Genomic DNA, 17,962 nt, shown 5'->3' on the forward strand with positions numbered 1-17,962 from the left:
GACATGCTCAAGGAGCGCTTCGCCTCCGGCTTCGCAAGCGGCACCATGTTCAGCGGCACCAACACCGAACTCGAGGCCGCCAACTGAAAAAGCACGGACACCCGAGATGCGGCCCGCCAACCGGCGGGCCGCATCTGGCTTTGACGCCGCGCACGAAGCCTTCGCAGGCCGCCGAACTCGAAGCCGCCCGCTAGAGCACGGACGCGCGGTCCGCCTGGAAGCCTCGAACGTCCGGGGCGCCCAGGCGGGCCGCGTCCGCGGTCAGGTCGTCCGGCATGCGCTGGGACTCCTGCTCCGCCGCCACCCGCGCCAGGTAGTGGTCCACCTCACGCGAGCGCGTCGCGGCGTCCCAGCCCAGCACGTCGCCCATCACGCGGGCCGCGTCCTGGGCCGTGGCCGTCCCGCGGTGCTCCGTCTCGAACGAGATGCGCGTGCGCCGGGTCAGCACGTCCTCCAGGTGCAGGGCGCCCTCGGCCAGGGCCGCGTACGCCACCTCCGCCGCCAGGTACTCCGGCGCGCCCGCGACCGGGCGGCGCAGCTCCGGGTCGAGCGCGAGGACCTCGAAGGCCAGCGAGCCGTAGCGCTCGAGCAGGTGCTCGAGCACGCCCACGGGCAGGCCGTGACGGCGGGCCAGATCCGCCCGGTTCGTCCACAGTGGATGGTACCCGTCCGCGCCGAGCAGGGGCAGGTCCGCCGTCCGCGACTCCGGCACCAGGCCGCCGTGCCGGCGCAGGCCGCCCAGGCGATGGGCCACCCGGTCGATGACGTCGGCCGCCATCACGCGATACGTCGTGTACTTGCCGCCGGCGATCAGCATCAGGCCCAGCATGGGCTCGACCACGGCGTGGGTGCGGGAGAGCGCCGACGTCTGCTCGTCGCGGCTGTGGGGCTGGCGGTGCCGCGCCTCCCGGGAGAGCAGGGGGCGCAGGCCCGCGTAGACGCCCTCGATGTCCTCCGTGCCCAGGGGGCGGTCCAGCACGGCGTTGACCTGGCCCAGCAGGTATGCGATGTCCGTCGCCGACGCCGCGGGGTGGCCCCGGTCCAGGGTCCAGTCCGTGTCCGTGGTCCCGATGATCCAGTGCCCGCCCCACGGGATGACGAAGAGGACCGACGTGGGCGTACGCAGGATGAGTCCGGCTTCTCCCGTGATGGCCGAGCGCGGTACGACCAGATGCACCCCCTTGCTGGCCCGCACCTGCAGGCCGGCGGACTCGCGCGGGCCCTGGCCCGTGAGCATGCCGGCGATGTCGTCCATCCACACGCCGGTCGCGGCGACGACTGTGCGCGCCCGCACCTCGAACTCCTCGCGCGACTCCAGGTCCCGCACGCGCACGCCGGTGACCTCGCGGGCGTCGCGCAGCAGGCCGACCGCGCGGGCGCTGGGCACGATCGCGGCGCCGAGGCCGGCCGCGGTGCGGGCGAGCGTCGCGACCAGCCGGGCGTCGTCGACCTGGCCGTCGTAGTACTGGATCGCGCCGCTGATCGCGTCCTCGCGCAGCGACGGGAAGCGGCGGTGCGTCTCCGCCCGCGACAGGTGCCGGTGCAGGGGCATCCCGCGCGGCGACGAGCGGCGCAGGCGCGCGGACGCGGCGAAGGCGTCGTAGAGCCCGACGCCGGCGCCGTAGTAGGCGCGCTGCCAGACCCGCTGCCCCAGCCCGGCGAAGCCGCTGTGGGACGGCAGCGGCACCAGGATCGGCACCGGGCGCACGAGGTGCGGCGCGAGCCGGGACGCGAGCAGGCCGCGCTCCTGGAGGGCCTCGGCGACCAGGCCGAACTCGAGCTGCTCGAGGTAGCGCAGGCCGCCGTGGATGAGCTTGGACGAGCGGCTCGACGTGCCGGCGGCCAGGTCGCGGGCCTCGATCAGCGCGACCGACAGGCCGCGGGAGGCGGCGTCGAGCGCGGCTCCGGCGCCCGTCACGCCACCACCGATGATCAGGACGTCGAAACGCTCCCGGCGCAGGCGGGCCACATCGCCGGCGCGGCGCGCGGGCGACAGGCGGGAAGCCTCGAAGCGGGACGTGGAGGGTTCACGGCGCACTACTACACGGTAGCCGCGCCCGTCACGCCACTGGTGTGAGATGCCCGGGCGGGGGAATGAGACGTGACGTGTCCATCACCGAGCGCATCGTGCGCGCACCCGCCGAGACCGTGTACTCCGTGCTCGCCGACGGCTGGTCGTACTCCGACTGGGTGGTCGGCACCGCACACGTCCGGGAAGTCGACGAGGCCTGGCCGGCGCCCGGGTCGCGGCTGCACCACAAGGCCGGCCCCTGGCCGGTGTCGATCAAGGACCGCAGCGAGTCCCTGGACTGGGACCCGGGGCGGATGCTGCTGCTGAAGGTCCACGTCTGGCCGCTCGGCGCGGGCAACGTCCGGTTCACCCTCGACCCGCTCGACGAGCAGGCGACCCGGATCACGATGCAGGAGCAGTTCACCGATGGCCCGATGCTGAGCGTGCGCAACAAGGTCGGCGACGTCTTCCTGCACTTCCGCAACAACGAGGCCCTCCAGCGCCTGGCCGACCTCGCCGAGCGCCGCAAGGGGTAGTCAGGGGTAGATGCGGCGCAGGGCCGCGTGGATCGCGGCCTGGTACGCGTCGCCGAGCAGGGGCCGGTTGCGGGCCAGCGCCGCGCGCGCCGCGTTCGCACCCGGCGCGCCGTGCACCCCGCCGCCCGGGTGGGCGCTCGAGCTGGCGAGGTACAACCGGTCGATCGGCGTGTCCGCCCGCCCGAGCCCGGCCGTCGGCCGCCAGACGACCTGCTGGTAGGCCCCGGCCGTCCCGCCGTTGATCGCCCCGTCGACCAGCGAGGGGTTCTTGGCCTGCAGCTCCGCGGGGCCGGACACATAGCGGGCGAGCACCAGGTCGTCGAAGCCCGGCGCGTGACGCCGCAGCACGTCGGTGACGCGCTCCACGTGGGCGGACACCTGCTCCGCGGTGATACCGCGCGGGAGGTGGGTGTACGCCCACAGCGACTCGGTCCCGAGCGGCGAACGGCTCGGGTCGGCCGTCGTCATCTGGCCCACGAGCAGGAAGGGGTCCTCGGGCGGGCGGCCCGTCGACAGGTCCGCCGCGTATCGCACGGGGTCCGCGCCCACGTGCACCGTGCCGGCCCCGGCGACGTCCGGCGAGATCCACGGCACCGGCCCCGAGAGCGCCCAGTCGATCTTCAGCGTGGCGTTGTCCCAGCGGAAGCCGGCCAGATCCGCCAGCAGCCGCCCGGGCAGATGCTCCGGCTTGATCATCGATTGGTACAGCGGGAGCGCGGGCACGTCCGCGACGACCGCCCGGCGGGCCCGGAAGAGCCGCCCGTCCGCGCAGCGCACGCCGAGCGCCCGGCCGCCGCCCACGATCACCTCCTCGACCGCCGCGCGGCGGTGCACGACGCCGGGGAAGCGGCGCAGCAGGGCCTCGGTGATCTGCTGCGCGCCGCCCTCGGGGACCGGGAAGCCGTGCTGCTGCGCCAGCATCGCCAGCAGCCAGCCGAAGCCGCCGCCGGCCGCGTCGTCGGGGGCCAGATCGGTGTGCAGGGCCAGGCCGGTGAGCAGCATCCGGGCGCCCTCACCCGCGAACAGCTCCTCGCCGAGCACGCGCGCGGGCACCAGGAAGCGCCGCCCGAGCCGCAGCGCGCCGCCGACGCCCGCGGTCCGCGCGAGGCGGGCACCGGCGCGGATCGGAGGGAACGGGGTGAGCAGGGCGGGGACGAGATCGGGTGCGAGGTTGCGCCATTCGGAGTACCACTGCCGCCAAGCCTTGCCGTCGCCCGGCGCGAACCGTTCGAGCGACTCGGCCGTGAGATCGAGCTCGCGACTGATCACGGCGGCGCGGCCGTCGGGGAACAGGTGCGCCACCACCTCGGGCGCGTGCGTCCAGCGCAGGCCGTGCGACTCCAAGCCGAGCGCGAGCAGCGGCGGCGAGGCGGCCGACAGCGGGTAGAACGCGCTGCACAGGTCGCTGAGGAACCCGGGCGCGGTGATCTCGGCCGAGCGGACCGCCCCGCCGGCGTGCTCGGTCGCCTCGAGCACGACCACGTCCCAGCCCGCGTCGGCGAGCATGTTCGCGGCGACCAGGCCGTTGTGCCCGGCGCCGATGACGACGGCGTCGACGGTTTCGGTCATGCCCCTGAGTCTCCCTCTTGCGTCCTCACGTTTTGTCATACCCGACCCGTAGCATCCGGACCATGACAGCGCCGTCGAGACGAAGCTGGGGTTGGTCGCTCGCCCTCACCATCGTGCTCGGCCTCTGGGTGCCGTTCGTCGTCGTGGTGCCGAATGCGGGCCTCTGGCTCATCGCCGACACGCTCACCATCGAGGGCGAGTCGGCGCCGCGCGTGCTGTGGCTCGCGGTCGCGGTGACCAGCCTGGTGCTGGCCGGGGTGCCGGCGCTGCTGCTCGGCCTGTTGTCGCCGGTGTGGTTCGCGCGGCTGGCGGGACGGCAGTGGGCCCTCGCCGCCGGTTTCGGGGCGCTGCTGGGCGTCGCGCGGCTGGTGCCGCCGACCTATCACGAGGTCTATCTCGCCGTCCTGGCCGCGCTCGCCGCCGCGGCGGCCCTGGTCCACCGGCTCGTCACCGGGCCGCTGCAGCCGCGCATCGAGCCGGACCGCTGGATGCCCTGGCTGTCGCTCGCCGCCGGGCTGCTGCTCCTGCTGCCGTGGCTGTGGGTGGGCGCGCTCGGCGGGGCGGCCGAGACCGTGCTCGCCCTGGTGGCGGCGCTCGCGATCGCCTGGCTCGCGACCCGCCCGCTGCTCACGCTCACCATCCGCACGCCGACGGGCGGCAACGCCTGGGGCCGGGCGGCGGTTGGCGGCCTGCTCGCGGGGGTGGCGCTGGTGCCGCTCGCGGCCGGGGTCGGCGAGCCGGCGGTGCAGCTCCTCGCCCTGCTGTGCGTGCCCCCGGCCGCGTTCGCCCTGGCCGCGCTGCGCCGGGCCGGGATGCCCTCGGTCGTCGCGCTGCTCACGCCGGTGCTGTTCGGCCCGCTCGCGCTCGTCGACCCCGACGAGACCTCGCTCATCCTGGGCCTGCGCGACGGGCTCTTCTGGGGTGCCATCGGCGCCGCCGCGGCGGGCGTGCTGGCCGTGCTCACCGCGATCCTGGTGCTGGTCGTGTTCCGGCGGGTGCGCTGGCACGCCTGGCTCGCCGGAGCGCTCGCGCTCGTGGTGGCCGCGGCGGGCGCGACGGTGTATGTCGGGCTCGGGCGGCCCGGGCTCTACGGCGAGCGGCTCTTCGTGGTCATGCGCGAGCAGGCCGACCTGAGCGGGCTCGCCTCGATGCCCGATCGCGGCGCGCGGGCGCGGGCGACCTACGAGCGGCTGGTCGCGACCGCCGAGCGCACCCAGGCCGCGCTGCGGGCCGACCTGCGCTCCAAGCACGTGGCGTTCACCCCGTTCTACCTGGTCAACGGCGTCGAGGTGGACGCGGGCCCGGTCGCCCGGCAGTGGCTGGCGGGCCGCTCCGACGTCGCCCACGTGCTGCTCAACCCGCAGCTGCGCCCGCTGCCGGCCGTCGCCGAGCCGATGCACGGGTCGCGGCCCGCCCCGACGTCGACGCCCTGGAACCTGACGCTGATCGGGGCGGATCGGGTCTGGGAGCGGTATTCCACCGGCAAGGGCATCGTCGTGGGCAGCTCGGACTCGGGCGTCGACGGCACCCACCCGGCCCTGCGCGGCAACTTCCGCGGCGGCGACGACTCGTGGCTCGACCCCTACGACGGCGCGCGCACGCCCACGGACCACAACGGCCACGGCACGCACACGATGGCCACCGCGGTCGGCAAGGGCGTCGGCGTCGCGCCCGGCGCCGAGTGGACCGCGTGCGAGAACCTGCCCCGCAACCTGGGCAGCATGGCCAACTACGTGACGTGCCTGCAGTTCATGCTCGCCCCCTACGCGCCGGGCGCCGACCCTTGGCACGCGGGCCACCCGGAGCGCGCCCCGCAGGTGCTGACCAACTCGTGGGGCTGCCCGGCGGTCGAGGGCTGCGACGAGTTCTCGATGCGCCCCGCGATCGACGCCTTCGCGGCCGCGGGGATCTTCTTCGTCGCGGCGGCGGGCAACACCGGCCCGCGCTGCGAGTCCGTCACCGACCCACCGGCGAACTACGCCGCGACCCTGACGGTCGGCGCCGTGGACCGCACCACGCGCGTGGCCGACTTCTCCAGCCGCGGCCCAACGGCCGACGGCCTGTCGAAGCCGGACCTGATGGCCCCCGGCGTGGACATCCTGTCGGCCCTGCCGGGCGGCGGCTACGACGTGCTGAGCGGCACGTCGATGGCCACGCCACACGTGGCGGGCGTGGTCGCGCTGATGTGGTCGGCCAACCCGTCGCTGATCGGCAACATCGCCAGGACGCGCGACATCCTCCGCACAACGACACGCCCGGCAACGCTGGCGGGCACCGCGTGCGGCGCCTTGTCCAACACCGTCGGCGCCGGCCTGATCGACGCTTACGCAGCCGTCCAGGCCGCGGTCGCACTCAAAACCCCCTAGCCCCCTCAACTCCCTTGAGTCCTGCTCGCCCAGCCCCTTGGAAACCCACAGCTCAGCTCACACAACTACGCAGAGTATCGATCAAGCCCATCAGTTTTTGTCAATCCTGTATGGTGCTTTTAGCAAGTCGGAACGGGGCACCCTGGAGCCACGTGAACTCCCTCGCCCACCCCTTCATCGAGCCTTTCTCTTTCGTGAATCAGGAACTTCCTCCGGACCTTGCCGCAGGGCCGTCGGCTTCGCGCAGCGGAGTGAGGTCGCGGACGAGCGGCCAGACAACGTCGGGGTTGGCCGAGGCGCCGCCGGCGCCCGCGAAGCCGGGCGTGGTCGGGGCGCCGATGTGCTCGGAGTGGCCCAGCAGTTGCCGGGCCGACCTCCGCCGCAGGACCGGCCTCCACTGCTGGGCGAGCTGGGCGGCGGCGGCAAGGTGACCGTGGTCGGCCACTCGCCGTCGCGCCGACGAGGCTGCTGTAACCGGGCCTTTGTCGCGACCGCCCTGGGCGGGGAGGCCGCGACACTGGTGGCGCGCCTCAGCCGCCGCTCGGCCCGCACTGGCCGGTGCCACGACTCGCAACGGAGAGGAAGCCTTCGACACTCGACCTCATCCTCGCCGACGTGGTGTTGATGTCGGACCGCGACGGCCCGGCTCTGCTCGCCGCCCTACACGCGGGCGGGCATCATCCGCGGCGCTCGGGCCCGCACCGACCTGGCCGGCGGGCCGCACCGGGCTTCTCGGGGCTTCGGCGGCATTCGCGGCGCTCGGACCCGCACTAGCCCGCACGGGGCTTCGGCGGCATTCGCGGCGCCGCGCGGCGGCGGCGTTCCAGCCTGGCCGGTGCTGCCGGTTTTGCCGGCGCGACAAGTCGGGCATTTCGCTTCTGCCGTGCGCTTGGAGCGCCCGTGGGTGATCGTTGCACCCCACACGCCGTTGGCCACGCCCGACTGCTCAGTGCCGTCGGTTCTTGGCGCAAAAAGTCGAGCGGTTCGCGTGGTTAAATATCGGATTTGTGGCCTGTCAGGCGACATTTGGCTTTTTATGTTTTTGTCGGATTCTGGAGCAGCGCGATCCGTGGTTTGCGTTTTGCTCACATCCGTGTGACGTGGGCGGACGCAGCCGCAAACAGTTAGGTATGTTTACCAAATGATCGTGGATCTCGACGGGCTTGCCGGGGTCGGGGCGCTGCTCGCCCGGGCGCTCGACCTGCCGGAGGACGCCGCCGAGGCCGATGTGCTCGCGGCCCGGCTCGCGGCGCCGCCGAGCGGGCGGGTGGTGGTGCGGGTGGGGGCTTCGGACGGTACCGCCGTCGCCTTCGCGTCCATCAGCGATGCCGACCCGCGGCTCGGGCACGTCGAGCTGCTCGCCGTGCTGCCGGAGGCTCGCCGTCGTGGGGTCGGGGCGGCGCTGCTGCGGGCCGCCGAGGAGCGCCTCGCGGACCTGGGCGCTACGCGGGTGCGGCTCGGCGGCAACCCGCCTTGCTATGCGTGGCCGGGCGTCGACGTGCGGTACACGCCGGCGGTGTGTCTGGCGCGGCGCGCCGGGTACGAGGTGACCGACACCGCCTGGAACATGACCGCGGATCTCACCCGGCTAGCCCCGGCGAACGAGTCGGGGACGGACGAGCCGCGGCAGGACGGAAAGCGGCTGGACGAAAAGCGGTTGGGAGAAGCGCGGCTCGACGAAGCGCGGCTCGAGGGGCAGGGCGTGAAGGTCCTGCCGGCCGGGCCCGACACGGCCTCGTGGGTGCGCTCGATCTGGGGCGACGGCTGGGCGTGGGAGGTCGAGGAGTCGCTGGGCCGCGACGGCGCCGGCTGTTACGTGGCCGTGCGCGACGGCGAGATCCTGGGCTTCGCGGCGTACGGCGCCAACCGCCCGAGCTGGTTCGGCCCCATGGGCACCGCTCCGGCCGCCGAGGGGCTCGGCGTGGGACGAGTCCTGCTGCGTCGCTGCCTCGCCGACCAGTATTCGCTGGGCCTGCGGTCGGCGCAGATCGGCTGGGCGGGCCCGATCGGGTTCTACTCCAAGGCTGTTGGCGCCAGGGTGGAGCGCGTGTTCTGGATGTACACAAAGGACCTGTAAACGCATGTAGGGCAGGCCGTGGGTTCACCACGGTCCTACCCCACACACGTGCCGCCGGTGCCCGTGATCCCCCGTCATGCCACGGGCGCCGACGTCGTCTACATGTCCGGCTGATTGCCGCGCTTCTTCTGCAGCGAAGACTGCGTCTTGGTGCGCGCGCGCATCGTTGCCGTGTTCGCGTTGGTGGACTCGCCCGTCATGATCGAGTCGGGCGTGATCGTCATGTCGTCGGTGAGGTCCTGGTCCAGGTAGCCGAGATCGTCTTCGCTGCGGTGCATGCCGCGCTCGATGCTCTGGCCGGAGTCGAAGCTGCTGCTGTTCTTCTTGGACTTGCCCATGATCCCCCCTCATGTCGGCCCGACCTCACCATATGAGGACCGTTCGCATGTTGACGGCAAAACGCGCATATCCGGGACCTAAGGTCGGGCTATGAACGGCTCAGTGGTGCTGGACGGCTTGCTGGTGATGGACGGGCACAACGATCTGCCGTGGCGCCTGCGGGTGCGCGGGGCCGACGTGGATCTGAGCACCGACCTCTCGAGCACCGGCCTGCACACCGACCTGCCCCGCCTGCGCCGCGGCGGCGTGGGTGCGCAGTTCTGGAGCGTGTACGTGCCGAACGACCGCCCCGAGCCCCAGGCCGCCGTCCAGGTCGTCGAGCAGGTCGAACTGGTCCGGAGCCTGGTCGATCGCTACCCCTCGGCCCTCGCGCTGGCCACGAACGCCTACGAGGTCGAGCGGGCCCGCTCGACCGGCCGCATAGCGTGCCTGCTGGGCGCCGAGGGCGGCCACTGCCTCGACAACTCCCTGGTGGTCCTGCGCTCATTGCACAAGCTCGGGATTCGGTACCTCACGCTGACCCACTCCCGCAACACCGACTGGGCCGACAGCGCGACGGACACGCCCGCATCCAACGGCCTGTCGACGTTCGGCCGCGAGGTCGTGCGCGAGCTGAACCGCCTGGGGATGCTCTGCGACCTGTCGCACGTGTCCGACCAGACCATGCACGCGGCCCTGGACACCTCGGCGCACCCGGCCTTCTTCTCGCACTCCTCGGCCCGGGCGCTGTGCGACCACCGCCGCAACGTCCCCGACGACGTGCTCCTGCGCGTGCGGGACTCCGGCGGCGTGGTGATGGTGACGTTCGTGCCGTTCTTCCTGACCAACGCCTGCCGCGAGTGGGGCGAGGAGCTGGCGCGGGTGGAGGACGCGATCGCGGCACCGTGGGACTCGCCGGAGTTCCTGCGCGAGCGCCAGGCCTGGATGGACGCCAACCCGAGCCCGCCGACGACGGTGCGGGACGCAGCCGACCACGTCGAACACGTGCGCGCGGTGGCGGGCGTGGACGCGGTCGGCCTGGGCGGCGACTTCGACGGCACCGAGATCGTGCCCGAGGGCCTGCCGGACGTGTCGGCGTATCCGGCCCTGCTGGCCGAGCTGTCCGAGCGCGGCTGGTCGGAGCCGGAGCTGCGGAAGCTGGCCTGGGACAACACCATGCGAGTCTTCAAGGCCACCTGCGGCTGAGGACAGCAAAGCGGGCCGGCCCCCGGAGGAGCCGGCCCGCGTTGTTGGAGCTGGTGGACTCAGAAGTCCATGTCGCCGCCGCCGGGCGCGGCCGGCGCCTTGTCCTTCTCCGGCTTGTCCGCCACCACGGCCTCCGTGGTGAGGAACAGCGCCGCGATGGAGGCGGCGTTCTGCAGCGCGGAGCGCGTCACCTTGGCCGGGTCGATGATGCCCTCGGCGAGCAGGTTGACGTACTCGCCGGTGGCGGCGTTGAGACCGTGGCCGGCCTCCAGGTTGCGCACGCGCTCGACGACGACGCCGCCCTCGAGGCCCGCGTTCACGGCGATCTGACGCAGCGGGGCGTCGAGCGCGACCTTGACGATGTTCGCGCCGGTGGCCTCGTCGCCGACGAGGTCCAGCTTGTCGAACGCGGTCTTGCCGGCCTGCACGAGGGCCACGCCACCGCCGGGCACGATGCCCTCCTCGACGGCCGCCTTCGCGTTGCGCACGGCGTCCTCGATGCGGTGCTTGCGCTCCTTGAGCTCGACCTCGGTGGCCGCGCCGACCTTGATGACCGCAACGCCGCCGGCCAGCTTGGCCAGGCGCTCCTGCAGCTTCTCGCGGTCGTAGTCCGAGTCGCTCTTCTCGATCTCGGCACGGATCTCGGCGACCCGGCCGTTGATCGCCTCGGCGTCACCGGCACCATCGACGATGGTGGTCTCGTCCCGGCTCACCACGACCTTGCGGGCGCGGCCGAGCAGGCCCAGGTCGGCGTTCTCGATCTTGAGACCGAGGGTCTCGCTGATGACCTGGCCACCGGTGAGGATGCCGATGTCGGCGAGCATCGCCTTGCGGCGGTCACCGAAGCCGGGGGCCTTGACGGCGACCGACTTGAACGTGCCACGGATCTTGTTCACGACGAGGGTCGCCAGGGCCTCGGCCTCGACGTCCTCGGCGATGATCGCGAGCGGCTTGCCCGCCTGCATGACCTTCTCCAGCACCGGGAGGAGGTCCTTCACCGCGGAAATCTTCGACTCGACGATGAGGATGTAGGGGTCGTCGAGGACGGCCTCCATCCGGTCGCTGTCGGTCGCGAAGTAGGGCGAGATGTAGCCCTTGTCGAAGCGCATGCCCTCGGTGAGCTCGAGCTCGAGGCCGAAGGTGTTGCTCTCCTCGACGGTGATGACGCCTTCCTTGCCGACCTTGTCCATCGCCTCGGCGATGATCTCGCCGACGGTGCTGTCACCGGCGGAGATGGAGGCGGTGGAGGCGATCTGCTCCTTGGTCTCCACGTCCTTGGCGAGGTTGGCCAGCTCGTCGGCGACGGAGGCGACAGCCGCCTCGATGCCGCGCTTGAGGGCCATCGGGTTCGCGCCGGCCGCGACGTTGCGCAGGCCCTCGCGGACCAGCGCCTGCGCGAGCACGGTGGCCGTCGTCGTGCCGTCACCGGCGACGTCGTCGGTCTTCTTCGCGACTTCCTTGACCAGCTCGGCGCCGATCTTCTCGTACGGGTCCTCGAGCTCGATCTCCTTGGCGATGCTCACACCATCGTTGGTGATGGTGGGGGCGCCCCACTTCTTCTCGAGCACGACGTTGCGGCCCTTGGGGCCGAGGGTCACCTTGACGGCGTCGGCGAGCTGGTTCATGCCCCGCTCGAGACCGCGGCGCGCCTCTTCGTCGAACGCGATAATCTTGGCCATTCGGCGTTGTCCTCCTGGACACTCACGATTCGCCACGACCCCGTGGGGCCGGCGGCTCACCGCCTGCTTTCGCACCTTCGAGGACCCAGGCGGGATCCCCGGCGGTCGGGCCGGATGAGCCCGCGACGACCAGCCTCAGGTGGTTGCCCACCGGAGGACTGCACCGTCCCGACCTTGGCACTCACCGGTTGGGAGTGCCAAGTCCTTGTTTAGCACTCTGGCCCGTCGAGTGCAAGCAATCAGGCAAGCCCGCCAGGTGAACCGGCGGAGGAGGCCCGGCGGGCGCTGAGCCGCACCTCATCGACCAGTTCCGCGGTGCGCAGCGTGGCCGGATCCGGCTCGTGGCGGCCCTCGCGCACCTGCGCCGCGAAGGCCTCGAACGCGCGCCGGAACTGGTCGTCGGCGGGCAGCCGCTCCTCGTGCTCGCCCTGGGCGTCCGTGATACGCACCACTGGCTCGAGGCCGGCCGGGGCGGTGAACGCCCGGTCGAGCAGGAGCCGGCCGGTGGAGCCCCAGGCCGTGTACCACGACCCGTACGCGTGCTCCAGCCCGAACCGGACCCCGACCATCACCCCGCCGGCCGAGACCAGCAGCGCGCTGCCGCCTACGTCGACCCCCGTGCCCGGGTCCTCGCGCAGGCAGGCGCCGACGAGCTCCAGCTCGCCGAAGAGGTCCTGGGCGGCCCGGATCGGGTACACCCCGAGGTCGAGCAGCGCCCCGCCGCCGAGCTGCGGGGAGTACCGGACGTCGGTCGAGGGAAGCGGCGGGATGCAGAACACGGCGTCGAACGAGCGCGGCTCGCCGATCCGCCCGGCGGCCAGCAGCTCCCGGACCGCCCGGTGCTGGGCGTGGTGCGGGAAGACGAAGTTCTCCCGCAGCACCAGCCCGCGCGCCGCGGCCAGCTCCACCAGCTCGCGGGTGTCCGCGGCCGAGGTGGTCAGCGGCTTCTCGGCGAGCACGTGCTTGCCGGCCTCGAGCGCGGCCCGCGTCCACTCGTGGTGCAGGCCAGTCGGCACCGCGAGGTACACGGCGTCGACGCCGGGGTGGGCGAGCAGCTCCTCGTAGCCGACCGGCTCGCCGCCGAACTCGGCGGCGTACCGGGCCGCCTTGTCCTTGTCCCGGCTGGCGACCGCCGCCACGACGGTGCCCGGGCACGCGACCAGGGACGGCAGCGCCTTGCGCTTGGCGATGCTGCCGCAGCCCAGCACACCGACCCGCAGCGGGGCGCTCACCAGGCCCCCCGCAGCCCGGTCACCAGCGTGCGGGCCTGCACGTTGACGTAGTGGCTGTGCCGCAGCAGGTCGGCGAGCTGCTCCAGGGTCATCCAGCGGTGGTCGGGCGTCTCCTCGATCTCGACGTCGTCGGCGGGCTCGACCACGACGTAGCGGCTCTCCGCGCGGTAGAAGCGGCCGCCCTCCTCCGACAGGACGGTGTCGTACCGGATGCTCTCCCGCGGCGCGTTGAGCACCGTGTCGAGGTGGGCCGGGCGCTCATGCGCGGGCCGGTGCCGGTAGCTGTCCGGGGTGCACTGCACCGTCGGGGCGAGCTCGACCACGTCCAGGTAGCCGGGCTCGACGCGGGCGTTGACCAGCACGTGGAGCACGTCGTCGATGCGCCGGGCCAGGAACGCGGCCAGGCCGAGCCCGTGCGGCTCCAGCAGCGGCTGGCGCCACGCGGCGATCTCGCGGCCGCGGGCCTCGACGTCGACCGCGATGACGCTGAAGTACCGCCCCTCCTCGTGCGAGATCGCGTCGTCCTCCCGGTGCCAGCGCTCGACCTGGTTGAGCGGGACCAGCCGGGTGACGACCTCGTGCCGGCTCTGGCAGTCGGTGATCCAGCTCATGATCTCGCCGGTGGTGTGCTGGGCCCGCTCCCCGGTCAGCGAGCGCACGGTGGCCACGGCCCAGTCGTCGTCGGCGTGCGAGAACGCGCCGCCGAGGCCGGGTCCGGAGAACGGCAGGCAGGACAGGACCGTACGGGAGTCCATGTTCACCAGGTTGTCCACGTTGAGCAGCCGGTGCAGCTGACCGATGGTCACCCAGCGGAAGTCCTCGCCGACCGGCACGTCCTCGTCGATCTCGACGATCATGTTGCGGTTGCGCTTGCGGAAGAACCAGGAGCCCTGCTCGGACTGCAGCACGTCGGCGATGATCTGCTCCGGCCGCGCCTCGCGGAAGTGCCGCAGGTAGGGCACCGCCCGGCCGCCGTGCACCTGGGTGTAGTTGCTGCGGGTGGCCTGGACCGTGGGCGAGAGCTGCAGGTCGTTGCAGTTGCCCGGCTCGGTCTTGGCCTGCATCAGGCAGTGCAGCACCCCGTCGAACTCGCGCACGAGGATGCCGAGAATGCCGATCTCGGGCTGGTGGATGATCGGCTGGCTCCACTGCGGCACCGGGCCGTAGTCGCTGCGCACGTGCAGGCCCTCGATGAGGAAGTACCGGCCGCTGGCGTGCCCGAGGTTGCCCGTCGCCGGGTCGAAGGACCACTGCCCCAGCTCGGCGAAGGGGATGCGGGTCACCTGCTGGCGCAGCGCGGCCGCGCGGCCGGCCCACCAGTCGCGGAACTCGTCGTTGGGGGTGACGGGGCTGTCCAGGGCCATCGCCGAGCGGGCGATCCGCTCGGCGAGGGACACCCGCAGGTCCCGCACGCCGGTTGCCGTGTTCATGCTTGGTCTCCGATCCGTGAGAGGTGACTCAGGACTTCGGTAGGACTGGGAGCCGCCTCGGCCTCGGCGCGCAGAACACCGGCGCGGGACGCGAACGAGGGCTCCTCCAGAAGCCGCTCGACGGCGTCGCGGATGAGCGAGTCGTCGGGGTCGGGCGAGCCGAGGTCGATCGCCGCGCCGGCCTTCGCGAGCTGGGAGGCGTTGAGCTTCTGGTCGGGTACGCCCGGGCAGATCACCTGCGGCACGCCCTGCACCACCGCGGTCATGAAGGTGCCGCCGCCGCCCGGCGAGACGATCGCCGCGCAACCGGGCAGCAGCTGGGCGAGCGGGGCGTGCTCGAGCAGCACGACGTTGTCCGGCACGGCCCCGAAGCCGGCCCGGTCGCGCGCGGCCACGGTGACGACCACGTCGACGCCGAGCTTGGCCACGGCGGCCACCACCCGGGCGGCGTCGCTCCCGCCGCCGCCGTAGCGGCCCAGGACCGAGCCCCAGGTCACGCAGACCCGCGGCCGGCCCGAGTTTCGCGGGAGTGGCCCGGGCCAGATGGCGTCGCGGTTGTACGGCACGTGCCGCACCGCCTGCCGGGGCCCGTCGGGCTCGAGCTGCAGGCCGGGCGGGCAGGGGTCGATGGTGAACGCCCCGCGCGGGTCCGGCACCGCGACCCCGGCGCGCTCGGCGAGCGGGGCGAGGGCCTCGGCCTCCCACCGGCGCAGGGTCTGCGGGAAGTCGACGCCCCACAGGTGGCGCACGTGCGGGAGGCCGGCCCGGACGGCGACGATCGGGGCCGCGTACGTCGTCGGCTCGTGCACGATGACGTCCGGCCGCCACCGCTCGACGAGCTCGGTCAGGCCGGGCAGCATCGCCCCGGCCATCGCGGTGAAGATCGCCAGCGGGTGCTCGACCGGGCGATCAGCCGGGCGATCGGCCGCGCGGGCGCGCGAGGGCGCGGCGGGCATGTTCGGGATGAGGGCCGCGAGGTCCACGTCGGTGCCGATGCGCGCGGCCGGCAGCCCGGCCGCGCAGATCTCGGGCACGATGGCGGGCTGGCCGGCGACGAGGACGTCGTGGCCGGCCAGGCGCGCGGCCCAGGCGAGCGGGATCATCGGGTGCAGGTGGGACGGCCACGCCCAGCTGGTGAAGAGCAGGCGCATCAGCGGGTCTCCGTCCGGCCGAGGACGCGCCCGGGGTGCACGGGCAGCGCCAGCGGGGACCGCACGATCGGGCTGTGCTGCCAGCCGACTTCCCGCGGCGGTACGGCCAGGGACAGCTCCGGGCACCGGGCGGCCAGCGCGGCCAGGCCGGCGCTCGCCTCGACCCGGGCCAGCGGGGCGCCCAGGCAGTAGTGCGGCCCGTGCCCGAAGGCGAGATGCCGCGGCTCCGCGCGGCCCAGCAGCAGCCGGTCGGGCTCGGCGTTGGCCGCCGGGTCGCGGTTGGCGGCGGCGAAGGACACCATGACCGGGTCGCCGGGCCGCAGCTCGGCCCCGCCGAGGTGGACGGGCTCGGTCGGGAACATCCAGAACGACGTCTTGACCGACCCGTCGTAGCGCAGCAGCTCCTCGACCGCGTCCGCGCAGCGCCCGGGCTCGGCGTGCAGGGCCCGCCACCGGCCGGGGTCGGCCAGCAGGTGCAGCACGCTCGTGGCGAGGAATCCGAGGGTGGTCTCGTAGCCGCCGATGAGCAGCACGAACAGCGTCGAGCGCAGCTCGGGCCCGGTGAGCCGGTCGCCGTCGGCCGCCGCGGCGGCGAGGGTCGACACGAGCCCCTCCCCCGGCGCGCGGCGGGCCGCGGCGATCAGCTCGTCGAGGTAGTCGAACAGGCCCCGCACCGCCGCCTCGCGCCGCCGCGCCGACTCCTCGGGCCCGGCCTCGGCGTCGTCGGCGACGATCGCGCGAATCCAGCCGCGGAACCGGTCCCGGTCCGCCTCGGGCACGCCGAGCAGCTCGCAGATCACCATCGCCGGCAGCGGCTCGGCGAACGCGGTCACGAGGTCTGCCGCGTCCCGCCCGGCGAGCCCGTCGACGAGGTCGTGGGCGAGCCGGTCGACCTGGGCCCGCAGGTGCCGGACCGGCCCGGCCGCGAAGACGCCGGAGACGAGCCGGCGCAGCCGCGCGTGGTCGGCGCCGTCTGTGATGCCCACGTGCGGCGCCATGACGCTCGGGTCGGCCGTCGGGTTGGCCCGGTTGGCGGCCAGCCAGTCGGCGCGGGCGTTGCGCGGGTCGCGGCTCATCCGCGGGTCGGCGAGCAGGACGCGCGCCTCGGCGTAGCGGGTCACGAGCCACACCCACTGCCCGTCGCCGGTGCGGGCGCGGTGCACGGGGCCGGCCTCGCGGAGTTCGGCCAGCAACGCGTACGGGTCGGCGTCGTGGACGGCCGCGAACGGGTCCGGGAGCACCTCGACCGTCACGACGCCACCTCCGCGAGCAGCGGCACCAGGGCGGGCGGCGGCGGGGCGGCGGCGTTGTCGGCCGCCAGGCGGCCCGTGGCCGACACCACCGAGGGGTCGCCGAGCAGCTCCTCCACCGCGGCCGAGACGAGCGCCGGGTCGGCCTCGGCGCCGGGCACGCAGCGGCCCGCGCCGGCCTCGGCGACCCGCTCGCCGTGGTCGAAGTTGTCGTTCACGAACGGCATCGCGATCTGCGGCACCCCGTGGGCGACGCACGTCATCGTGGTGCCGGCGCCGCCGTGGTGGATCGCGACGGCGGCCCGGGGCAGCACCTGGTCGAGCGAGAGCCAGCCGGCCGCGACGACGTGCTCCGGCAGCGGGCCCAGCTGGTCGCGCACGGCCGGGTCGACGGCGAGGGCGACCGTGAGGCCGAGGGTGCCGAGGCGCTCGACGATGCCGAGCAGCAGCGCCTGCACTGCGGGCGCGCGGCCGAGGAACGATCCCGCGGTCAGCACGGCGAGCGGGCGCCCCGGGTCCCCGAGGTCCCCCGGAGTCTCGGCGGCGCCGTTGTACGGCACGTAGCGCATCCGGCGGCTCGCAGGCTGCCGCGGCAGCTGGAGCTCCGCGGGGCAGACGTCGAGGCGGAGCGCCTCGCGGGGGCGGCCGGGCAGGCCGAAGCGGGCGTAGACCGGCGCCAGCTCGTCGTGCGCGGCGTCGTGCAGCTCGCGGCGGCTGGCGATGCCGTACGTCTGGATCGCGAACGGCACCCCGAGCGCGGCGGCGGCGATCGGCCCCGCGAACTCGGTCGGCTCGGTCAGCACCAGGCCGGGCCGCCAGGACTCGACCAGGCCGGCGAGGCCGTCGACGGTCCGCGCGGCGAGCCGGCCGAAGCCGCGGCCGGTGCCGGTCAGCAGCTCCCGCCGGTCGGCCGACGGCTCCGGGCGCATCACGGCGCGCGGGTCGAAGGGGTCGGTCGCGGCCACGACCGGCAGTCCGGCGGTGGCGGCGTAGGCGACGAAGGGCTCGGGCGTGGCGACGAGCACGTCGTGGCCGGCCGCGCGCAGCGACCAGCACAGGGATACGAGGGGCAGGAAGTGTCCGTGCGCCGGACACGTGGTCACGAGGACGCGCATGCGGGAAACTCCAGACGACGGG

The 17,962-nt window shown here is 73.5% G+C and carries 14 protein-coding genes; 4 read left to right on the plus strand and 10 right to left on the minus strand.

All coding sequences use genetic code 11. The features are described 5' to 3' along the window. Positions 1 to 190: 190 nt before the first annotated feature. Complete coding sequence (locus tag ABT369_RS02530; RefSeq protein WP_350609901.1) at positions 191 to 2,038, minus strand: glycerol-3-phosphate dehydrogenase/oxidase; 1,848 nt, start codon at positions 2,036 to 2,038, stop codon at positions 191 to 193. 68 nt (positions 2,039 to 2,106) lie between these two features. Between ABT369_RS02530 and ABT369_RS02535 the strand changes: the two genes are divergently transcribed. After that, the gene (locus ABT369_RS02535) at positions 2,107 to 2,547 is read left to right on the plus strand and encodes an SRPBCC family protein (protein ID WP_350609903.1); all 441 of its coding nucleotides are present in this window, start codon (positions 2,107 to 2,109) and stop codon (positions 2,545 to 2,547) included. On the opposite strand, the gene ABT369_RS02540 is transcribed toward ABT369_RS02535, so the two are convergent. Beyond that, on the minus strand, positions 2,548 to 4,116 hold the full coding sequence (locus ABT369_RS02540) for a phytoene desaturase family protein (protein WP_350609905.1): 1,569 nt from the start codon (positions 4,114 to 4,116) through the stop codon (positions 2,548 to 2,550). A 62-nt stretch (positions 4,117 to 4,178) separates the two neighbouring features. On the opposite strand from ABT369_RS02540, the gene ABT369_RS02545 reads away from it, so the two are divergent. Next, a complete protein-coding gene (locus tag ABT369_RS02545) occupies positions 4,179 to 6,482 on the plus strand; it encodes a S8 family serine peptidase (RefSeq protein WP_350609907.1) in 2,304 nt (767 codons plus the stop codon). A 199-nt stretch (positions 6,483 to 6,681) separates the two neighbouring features. Here ABT369_RS02545 and ABT369_RS02550 read toward each other — a convergent pair whose 3' ends face one another. Continuing rightward, entirely contained in the window at positions 6,682 to 6,927 is a 246-nt protein-coding gene (locus ABT369_RS02550; protein WP_350609909.1) for a hypothetical protein, read from the minus strand. A gap of 696 nt (positions 6,928 to 7,623) precedes the next feature. On the opposite strand from ABT369_RS02550, the gene ABT369_RS02555 reads away from it, so the two are divergent. Next, positions 7,624 to 8,559 carry a GNAT family N-acetyltransferase gene (locus ABT369_RS02555; protein ID WP_350609911.1) on the plus strand — a complete coding sequence of 312 codons (936 nt, stop codon included), beginning with the start codon at positions 7,624 to 7,626 and terminating at the stop codon, positions 8,557 to 8,559. Positions 8,560 to 8,657: 98 nt separating this feature from the next. Here the strand turns inward: ABT369_RS02555 and ABT369_RS02560 are convergent, their stop codons facing one another. Next, positions 8,658 to 8,897, minus strand: coding sequence for a hypothetical protein (locus tag ABT369_RS02560; protein WP_350609912.1), 240 nt, complete (start codon positions 8,895 to 8,897; stop codon positions 8,658 to 8,660). A gap of 91 nt (positions 8,898 to 8,988) precedes the next feature. Here ABT369_RS02560 and ABT369_RS02565 point away from each other — a divergent pair, with 91 nt between their 5' ends. After that, entirely contained in the window at positions 8,989 to 10,083 is a 1,095-nt protein-coding gene (locus ABT369_RS02565; protein ID WP_350609913.1) for a dipeptidase, read from the plus strand. Between the two features lie 59 nt (positions 10,084 to 10,142). On the opposite strand, the gene groL is transcribed toward ABT369_RS02565, so the two are convergent. From groL to ABT369_RS02595, 6 genes are all read right to left on the minus strand, one after another. Further along, positions 10,143 to 11,762: a chaperonin GroEL gene (gene groL / locus ABT369_RS02570; RefSeq protein ID WP_350609914.1), complete on the minus strand. Its 1,620-nt coding sequence runs from the start codon at positions 11,760 to 11,762 to the stop codon at positions 10,143 to 10,145. Positions 11,763 to 12,001: 239 nt separating this feature from the next. Continuing rightward, complete coding sequence (locus ABT369_RS02575; RefSeq protein WP_350609915.1) at positions 12,002 to 12,994, minus strand: Gfo/Idh/MocA family protein; 993 nt, start codon at positions 12,992 to 12,994, stop codon at positions 12,002 to 12,004. Then, positions 12,991 to 14,424 (minus strand): NDP-hexose 2,3-dehydratase family protein, encoded by a 1,434-nt coding sequence (locus ABT369_RS02580; RefSeq protein WP_350609916.1) that lies wholly within the window; start codon positions 14,422 to 14,424, stop codon positions 12,991 to 12,993. Before ABT369_RS02580 ends, ABT369_RS02575 begins: the two co-directional genes overlap by 4 nt. Next, the gene (locus ABT369_RS02585; RefSeq protein ID WP_350609917.1) at positions 14,421 to 15,575 is read right to left on the minus strand and encodes a nucleotide disphospho-sugar-binding domain-containing protein; all 1,155 of its coding nucleotides are present in this window, start codon (positions 15,573 to 15,575) and stop codon (positions 14,421 to 14,423) included. Before ABT369_RS02585 ends, ABT369_RS02580 begins: the two co-directional genes overlap by 4 nt. After that, positions 15,575 to 16,828, minus strand: a complete 1,254-nt coding sequence (locus ABT369_RS02590) for a cytochrome P450 family protein (RefSeq protein ID WP_350609918.1) — start codon at positions 16,826 to 16,828, stop codon at positions 15,575 to 15,577. The genes ABT369_RS02585 and ABT369_RS02590 overlap by 1 nt, the downstream gene beginning before the upstream one ends. Continuing rightward, positions 16,825 to 17,940 (minus strand): glycosyltransferase, encoded by a 1,116-nt coding sequence (locus tag ABT369_RS02595; RefSeq protein WP_350609919.1) that lies wholly within the window; start codon positions 17,938 to 17,940, stop codon positions 16,825 to 16,827. Before ABT369_RS02595 ends, ABT369_RS02590 begins: the two co-directional genes overlap by 4 nt. Positions 17,941 to 17,962 lie beyond the last annotated feature (22 nt).

It is taken from the genome of Dactylosporangium sp. NPDC000244 (assembly GCF_040300725.1).
Classification (GTDB): domain Bacteria; phylum Actinomycetota; class Actinomycetes; order Mycobacteriales; family Micromonosporaceae; genus Dactylosporangium.

Coding starts and splice junctions, on each gene's coding strand:
- ABT369_RS02560 (WP_350609912.1), bottom strand. CDS start 8,897: ATGGGCAAGTCCAAGAAGAACAGCAGCAGCTTCGACTCCGGCCAGAGC.
- ABT369_RS02580 (WP_350609916.1), bottom strand. CDS start 14,424: ATGAACACGGCAACCGGCGTGCGGGACCTGCGGGTGTCCCTCGCCGAG.
- ABT369_RS02545 (WP_350609907.1), top strand. CDS start 4,179: ATGACAGCGCCGTCGAGACGAAGCTGGGGTTGGTCGCTCGCCCTCACC.
- groL (WP_350609914.1), bottom strand. CDS start 11,762: ATGGCCAAGATTATCGCGTTCGACGAAGAGGCGCGCCGCGGTCTCGAG.
- ABT369_RS02540 (WP_350609905.1), bottom strand. CDS start 4,116: ATGACCGAAACCGTCGACGCCGTCGTCATCGGCGCCGGGCACAACGGC.
- ABT369_RS02555 (WP_350609911.1), top strand. CDS start 7,624: ATGATCGTGGATCTCGACGGGCTTGCCGGGGTCGGGGCGCTGCTCGCC.
- ABT369_RS02565 (WP_350609913.1), top strand. CDS start 8,989: ATGAACGGCTCAGTGGTGCTGGACGGCTTGCTGGTGATGGACGGGCAC.
- ABT369_RS02595 (WP_350609919.1), bottom strand. CDS start 17,940: ATGCGCGTCCTCGTGACCACGTGTCCGGCGCACGGACACTTCCTGCCC.
- ABT369_RS02585 (WP_350609917.1), bottom strand. CDS start 15,575: ATGCGCCTGCTCTTCACCAGCTGGGCGTGGCCGTCCCACCTGCACCCG.